Source organism: Xanthomonas axonopodis, assembly GCF_001304695.1.
Lineage (GTDB): Bacteria > Pseudomonadota > Gammaproteobacteria > Xanthomonadales > Xanthomonadaceae > Xanthomonas > Xanthomonas axonopodis.
Window position 1 is genome coordinate 1 of sequence record NZ_JFAQ01000143.1, and the last position, 6,073, is coordinate 6,073.

6 protein-coding genes and 1 other RNA gene are annotated in these 6,073 nt (G+C 68.5%); 4 read left to right on the forward strand and 3 right to left on the reverse strand.

Going from position 1 to position 6,073, the window contains the following annotated elements; genetic code table 11:
- Window positions 1–276: 276 nt before the first annotated feature.
- Together rnpB and rsmI are read right to left on the reverse strand one after the other, a co-directional pair.
- Window positions 277–703: RNase P RNA component class A (gene rnpB, locus XAXN_RS13215), an RNA gene on the reverse strand.
- A gap of 144 nt (window positions 704–847) precedes the next feature.
- A complete protein-coding gene (gene rsmI, locus XAXN_RS13190; RefSeq protein WP_042821274.1) occupies window positions 848–1,669 on the reverse strand; it encodes a 16S rRNA (cytidine(1402)-2'-O)-methyltransferase in 822 nt (273 codons plus the stop codon).
- 120 nt (window positions 1,670–1,789) lie between these two features.
- Between rsmI and XAXN_RS13195 the strand changes: the two genes are divergently transcribed.
- The 4 genes from XAXN_RS13195 to XAXN_RS13210 are packed head-to-tail and all read left to right on the forward strand — an operon-like array spanning window position 1,790 to window position 5,804.
- Window positions 1,790–3,481: a penicillin-binding protein activator gene (locus XAXN_RS13195; protein ID WP_206416669.1), complete on the forward strand. Its 1,692-nt coding sequence runs from the start codon at window positions 1,790–1,792 to the stop codon at window positions 3,479–3,481.
- A gap of 3 nt (window positions 3,482–3,484) precedes the next feature.
- The gene (locus XAXN_RS13200; protein ID WP_054319872.1) at window positions 3,485–3,853 is read left to right on the forward strand and encodes a YraN family protein; all 369 of its coding nucleotides are present in this window, start codon (window positions 3,485–3,487) and stop codon (window positions 3,851–3,853) included.
- Between the two features lie 29 nt (window positions 3,854–3,882).
- On the forward strand, window positions 3,883–4,422 hold the full coding sequence (locus tag XAXN_RS13205; protein WP_054319874.1) for a metal-dependent hydrolase: 540 nt from the start codon (window positions 3,883–3,885) through the stop codon (window positions 4,420–4,422).
- On the forward strand, window positions 4,419–5,804 hold the full coding sequence (locus XAXN_RS13210) for an FAD-binding oxidoreductase (RefSeq protein ID WP_054319873.1): 1,386 nt from the start codon (window positions 4,419–4,421) through the stop codon (window positions 5,802–5,804). Before XAXN_RS13205 ends, XAXN_RS13210 begins: the two co-directional genes overlap by 4 nt.
- 106 nt (window positions 5,805–5,910) lie before the next feature.
- Here the strand turns inward: XAXN_RS13210 and XAXN_RS21520 are convergent.
- On the reverse strand, window positions 5,911–6,073 hold a 163-nt coding region (locus tag XAXN_RS21520; protein ID WP_167694796.1), incomplete at its 5' end, for an IS3 family transposase.

Below are 6,073 nucleotides of genomic sequence, written 5' to 3' on the forward strand. Positions count from 1 at the left end.
TGGGATCAAACACCTAGCGCCGTATGCGGCTGCAGGCGTTGCGAATTGCGTGCCCCCATCCGCCCTTCGGGCACCTTCCCCCGCAGGCGGTGGAAGGGAGTCGAATCGCGTAGCGAGAGCCTCGACCAAATGCCTACCTGCAAGCCCCCTTGAGTCAAGGGGGCGCGGCGACAGCCGCGGGGATGTGGCATGCCCGGAGCGGGACCCGCGTTTTGTACCGCCTGCGGCGGTACGAAACGTGGGCGCCTTCGAGAAGGGCGAACGCCCGAACGAAGGCGGCGGAGCCGGCCGATAAGCCGGGTTCTGTCGTGGACAGTCATTCGTCTAGGCGCTACGTCACCGCAGCGCTCAAGCAACCTACCCGGATCCAGCGCGGGCCACGCCAATGGATCCCTATTTGGTCTTGCTCCAGGTGGGGTTTGCCGTGCCGGTCCGTTACCGGACTCGCGGTGCGCTCTTACCGCACCATTTCACCCTTACCGGCCCCTCGCCACCCCTCTGCGGCCTCCGGGCGCACTTGGCGATGCGATGCATCGCCGGCACGTTCCAGTGGCGGCAGAGGGGTGACGAGAGACGTAGGCGGTATCTTTCTGTTGCACTTTCCGTCGGCTTGCGCCGCCCAGGCGTTACCTGGCACCTTGCCCTGTGGAGCCCGGACTTTCCTCGGCACTCTTGCGAGTGACGCGACTGTCTGGCCGACTCCGCCGGGGCGCATTCTACGCTATCGCTGCCGCGCAGAACGGCGCGGCGATTTCACAGTGGCCATTGCCTTGCAGGAGCGCACCCGGGCGCGAGAGGCGGTACCGACCAACCACCGTCGCTTCCACCAGCTCCTGCGACGACCGCATTAGCCGCCATACAAGGCCTTCCGCGGCGCACCGGTCAGCTCGGCGGCGAGCTTGGCGGCAGTGGATGGCGGCAGGTGGTCGGCGAGCTTGGCGTAGACGCGGCGACCTTCGGCGAGTTGGCCTTCGGCAGCGTCGGCGGCGCCCTGCACCATCACCACGAACTCGCCCTTGCGCTGGTTGTCGTCGGCTTCGACCTTGGCCTGCAGCTGCGCCAGGCTGCCGTCGAGTACGGTTTCGAACAACTTGGTCAACTCGCGGGCGATCACCGCCGGGCGCTCGTCGCCGAAGGCAAAGCGCAGGTCGGCCAGCGATTCGACGATGCGGTGCGCCGATTCGTAGAACACCAGGGTGCGGGTCTCGCCGGCCAGCCGCGCCAAGCGCTCGCGGCGGGCGGCGCTCTTGGCCGGCAGAAATCCCTCGAAACCGAAGCGGTCGCTGGGCAGGCCGGCCACGCTGAGCGCGGCGATTGCCGCGCAGGCGCCCGGGACCGGGCTGACCTTGATGCCGGCCGCACGCGCGGCGCGCACCAGTTTGAAACCCGGGTCGCTGACCAGCGGGGTGCCGGCGTCGCTGACGATGGCCAACGACTCACCTTCGCGCAGGCGCGCCACGATGCGCTCGGACATCGCGTCTTCGTTGTGGTCGTGCAAGGCCAGCAGCGGGCGGTCGATGCCGAAATGGCTGAGCAACTGGCGGGTATGGCGGGTATCTTCGGCGCAGATCGCGGCCACGCCACGCAACACCTCCTGCGCGCGCGGCGACAGGTCGGCCAGGTTGCCGATCGGCGTGGCGACCACGTGCAGGGTTCCAGGGGACGTCATCAGCGGTTTTCCGGGGGCAAAGGGTAGAATCGTAGCGTTTTTAACGGTCCGCCCCGGCGGCCCCTGTCCAATGGATCTGAAATGAACAAGCGTGTTGCAAGGATCTCTGCCCTTTCGCTGATGGTGATGCTGGCCGCCGGTTGCGCCACCAGCAGCGTCACGCCGACCGCCTCGCCGACGCAGAGCGCGGCGCTGGCACTGCTGGATCAGGGCAAACCGCGCGACGCCGCGCAGCAGCTGGAAGCCGAAGCCGCCAGTGCCAGCGGTGCGCAGCGCAGCAGGTTGCTGGCGGCAGCGGCGTTCGGCTGGCACGACGCCGGCGACGATGCGCGTGCGCGCACGCTGCTGGCGCAGGTCAACCCGCGCCAGTTGAGCGGCGAGGAACGCGCACGCTTCGGGCTGCTCACCGGCGAGCTGGCGGTGCTCGACAAGCAGGGCGCGCAGGCATTGCAGGCCCTGGGCGACAGCCCCCACGGGCTGACCCAGCCGCTGCAGACGCGCTGGCTGGTGGCACGCGCTGCGGCGCTGGAAGCCACCGGCGACCTGTTCGGGGCCGCGGAGGCGCGGGCGCGCGCCGATGCCAGCCTCACCGGCACTGCGCGCAGCGACAACCAGCGCGCCATCGTGCGTCTGCTGGCCGCGCTGGACGATGCCACCTTCAAGGGCCGCACCGCTGCACTGCCGGCCGGCGATCCGTTGTACAACTTTGCCGGGCGCGCGTTGATCAGCCGCGGCCTGGCGTTGCCGCGCGCGTTCGAGCGCGACGCGCAATGGGGCTTCGACACCAGCAAGCGCCCGCCGGCCGAGCGCGATGGCTACCGCCCACCAGTCAAGCTGGGCGTGCTGCTGCCGATCACCGGCAACCTGGCCACCGCCGCCGCGCCGGTACGCGATGGCCTGCTGGCCGGCTACTACGCAGAAACCCGCCGCCGCCCGGAAGTGCAGTTCTTCGACACCGCCGGCACCGCCGCCGGTGCCAATGCCGCCTACGACAAGGCCGTCAACGCCGGGGTGGATTACGTGGTTGGCCCGTTGGGACGCGACGAAGTCAGCGCGTTGTTCGCGCGCGGCCAGCTGGCGGTGCCGGTGCTGGCACTCAACCGGCCCAGCGACAACAAGGCCCCGCCCACCGGCAGCGCAGGCTTCTCGCTGGCGCCGGAAGACGACGGCATCATGGCCGCCGAGTACCTGCTCTCGCACGAACGCCGCAACGTGCTGATCGTCGGCACCAGCGACGACAACGGCAAGCGCACCATCAAGGCCTTCCGCGACCGTTTCAGCGAACGCGGCGGCACGGTGGCCGGCAGCATCAGCGTGGCCGATGCGCCTGGCGACATCGGCGCGCAACTGCGCAATTACGGCACCGCCGACGCGGTATTCCTGGCGGTCCGCGGCAACACCGCGCGTGCGCTGGCCTCGCAGCTGGCGTTGGCCGGGTTCGCTGGCAAATCGCGCGTGGGCACCTCGCAGCTGGTGGCCGGTACCGGCAAGGTCGAAGACGATCTGGGGCTGGATGGCATCGTCTACCCGAGCGAAACCTGGACCGCCCTGGGCGTGTCGGGCCTGCCGGCGGTCGGCCAGGTGGCCAGCACCCTGCCCAGCGCACGCGGCCCGGCCGCCCGCCTGTTCGCGTTCGGCTACGACGCCTGGAAGATCACGGCGTATCTGGAAAAGCTCGCCACCGGCACCGACGGCGGCCTGCGTGGCGCCACCGGCACCTTGCACCTGGATGGCTTCGGCAATGTGTTGCGCACGCCGGCCTGGTCCACCTTCAGCGGCGGCCGCCCGACCCCGATCGCCGACGGCCGCTGAGCCATGCCGGCGGCGCGCCAGCAGCGTGGTGCGGCGGTCGAGGCAGCCGCACGCGCGTTGTTGGAGCGGGCCGGGCTGCGGCTGGTGGTCGGCAACGCCAACTACCGCGGCGGCGAACTGGATCTGGTGATGCGCGACGGGCCATCGCTGGTGTTTGTCGAAGTGCGCTACCGGCGCGACGACCGCTTCGGCGGCGGTGCGGCATCGGTGGACTGGCGCAAGCGCCGCAAGCTGGTACTGGCTGCGCAGCTGTTTCTTGGCGCCCACCCGGCCCTGGCCGCGCTGCCGTGCCGCTTCGATGTGATCGATGCCAGCGGCGAACCGCCGGTCTTGCACTGGATCCGCGACGCATTCCGCGCCGACGATTGCTGACCGCCACCCACGCTCACGCCAACGTTTTCATGCCGACCATCATGACCCAAGCTGCCGTGCCATTGGCGCTCTGGTGCGCCAGTGAACGCGGCCGCATCTCGCCACGCCTGCTCGCGGCCGGCATGGCGGCGGCGATGCTGCCCGATGCCGATGTGCTGGCGTTCGCGCTGCACATTCCCTACGCCGATGCGTTCGGCCATCGCGGTGCCAGCCACTCGCTGCTGTTTGCCGCCGTGATGGCGTTGCTCGGCGTTGCATTACACCGTCTGTTGCGAGCGGATGCCGTACAGGCGTCCGTGTTTTTGTTCGTCTGCACCGCATCGCACCCGCTGCTGGATGCGATGACCTCCGGCGGCCTGGGCGTTGCGCTGGGCTGGCCATGGAGCCAGACGCGCTGGTTCGCACCGTGGCGGCCCATTCGCGTGTCGCCATTCGCGACCGGCTTTTTCAACGCGCGCGGCCTGGACACGCTGCTCTCCGAGCTGCGCTGGGTCTGGCTGCCGCTCACCGTCGCCGTGCTGGGATGGAGATGCATCCAGCGCACGACACCACAGGATCAGATGCGATGACCGACGTACTTCCCACTGCACTGGCCGATCTGCTGGCCACGCGCCTCGGTGCCGAGGGCTGGTTGACAGGCGACGATGCGCGCCGCCGCTATGGCGAAGACGATTCGCGCCGCTGGGCATTGCCTGCCGCGGTGGCGTTGCCGCGCGACACCGATGAAGTGGTGGCGATCGTGCAGGCGTGCCGTGCGCACGGCGTGCCGATCGTGGCGCGCGGCGCCGGTACCGGCACCACCGGCGCGGCGGTGCCGTTTTCCGGTGGCGTGGTGGTGTCGATGGCGCGCATGAACCGCATCGTTGCACTGCGCCCGGAAGACCGCTGCGCGGTGGTGCAACCGGGCCTGCTCAATGGCGACCTGCAACAGGCGCTGCAGCCGCACGGATTATTCTGGCCGCCGGACCCCTCCAGTGCGGAGATCTGCAGTGTCGGCGGTAATCTGTCGACCAATGCCGGCGGTCCGCGCGCGGTGAAGTACGGCGCCACCCGCGACAACGTGCTCGGCCTGGTGGCGGTGACCGGCACCGGCGAGCTGATCCACTGCGGCGGCGCGTACACCAAGAATTCCACCGGCTACGACCTCACGCATCTATTGGTCGGTAGCGAAGGCACCCTGGCGATCATCGTCGAGGCGACCTTGAAGCTGACCCCGCGCGCAGTTGCGCAAGCCGGCTTGCGCGCGCTGTATCGCGATGCGTCCAGCGCCGCTGCCGCAGTGTCGCGGCTAATGGCGCAACCGACCACGCCCACCATGCTGGAATTCATGGATGCCAGCGCGATTGCGCTGCTGCGCCGCAATGGCAGCGATGTGCCAGACGCCGGCGCCATGCTGTTGATCGAAGCCGACGGCGATCACGACACCTTGCCCTACGCGCTGCAAGCCCTGCATGACGCGGCCGATGGCGAGGGTGTGTTGAGCCTGGACGTGGCCGCCGATGGCAGTGCGCGCGACAAGCTGTGGGCCGCGCGCCGCGCCTTGTCGCCTGCCCTGCGCACCATCAAGCCGGGCAAGATCAACGAAGACGTGGTGGTACCGGTGTCGCGCATCCCCGAACTCGTCGCCGGCGTGGAAGCGCTTGCCGCCGAATTCGCCTTGCCCATTGTCGCCTTCGGCCATGCCGGCAACGGCAACCTGCACGTCAACATCATGTACGACCCGGCCGATGCCAGCGAAGACGCACGCGGGCATGCTGCATTGCCACGGCTGTTCGCATTAGTGCTATCGCTGGAAGGCACGCTTTCCGGCGAACACGGCATCGGCGTAGCCAAGCGCGATTTCATGGCACAGGCATTCAGCGCCCCGACACTGGCCGCCATGCGCGCGATCAAGGCCGCGCTGGACCCGGATGGGATTTTGAACCCGGGCAAGATGTTGCCGCCTGCATGAGTAAATGATGAGCACCCTTCATTACATAACCTTACCGTCATAGCGCGGCAACCACTTGATTAAATCAGGCTTGTATGGATTGATACGCCCTGGGTTCCGTAGACACTCAAGACCCTCGTTGCGCGTAGCGCCGTTCAAACTCTACAGGGGACAGGTCCTCCGTTGAACCATGACGGCGTTTAGGGTTGTAGAACATCTCGATGTAGTCGAACACCTCGGCGCGTGCGGCGTCCTTGGTGGGGTAGACCCGCCGCCTGATCCGCTCGCGT

Bases quoted from the DNA above. Each gene is read 5' to 3' on its own strand.
- XAXN_RS13210 (WP_054319873.1), top strand. From the start codon at position 4,419: ATGACCGACGTACTTCCCACTGCACTGGCCGATCTGCTGGCCACGCGC.
- XAXN_RS13195 (WP_206416669.1), top strand. From the start codon at position 1,790: ATGGTGATGCTGGCCGCCGGTTGCGCCACCAGCAGCGTCACGCCGACC.
- XAXN_RS13200 (WP_054319872.1), top strand. From the start codon at position 3,485: ATGCCGGCGGCGCGCCAGCAGCGTGGTGCGGCGGTCGAGGCAGCCGCA.
- rsmI (WP_042821274.1), bottom strand. From the start codon at position 1,669: ATGACGTCCCCTGGAACCCTGCACGTGGTCGCCACGCCGATCGGCAAC.
- XAXN_RS13205 (WP_054319874.1), top strand. From the start codon at position 3,883: ATGCCGACCATCATGACCCAAGCTGCCGTGCCATTGGCGCTCTGGTGC.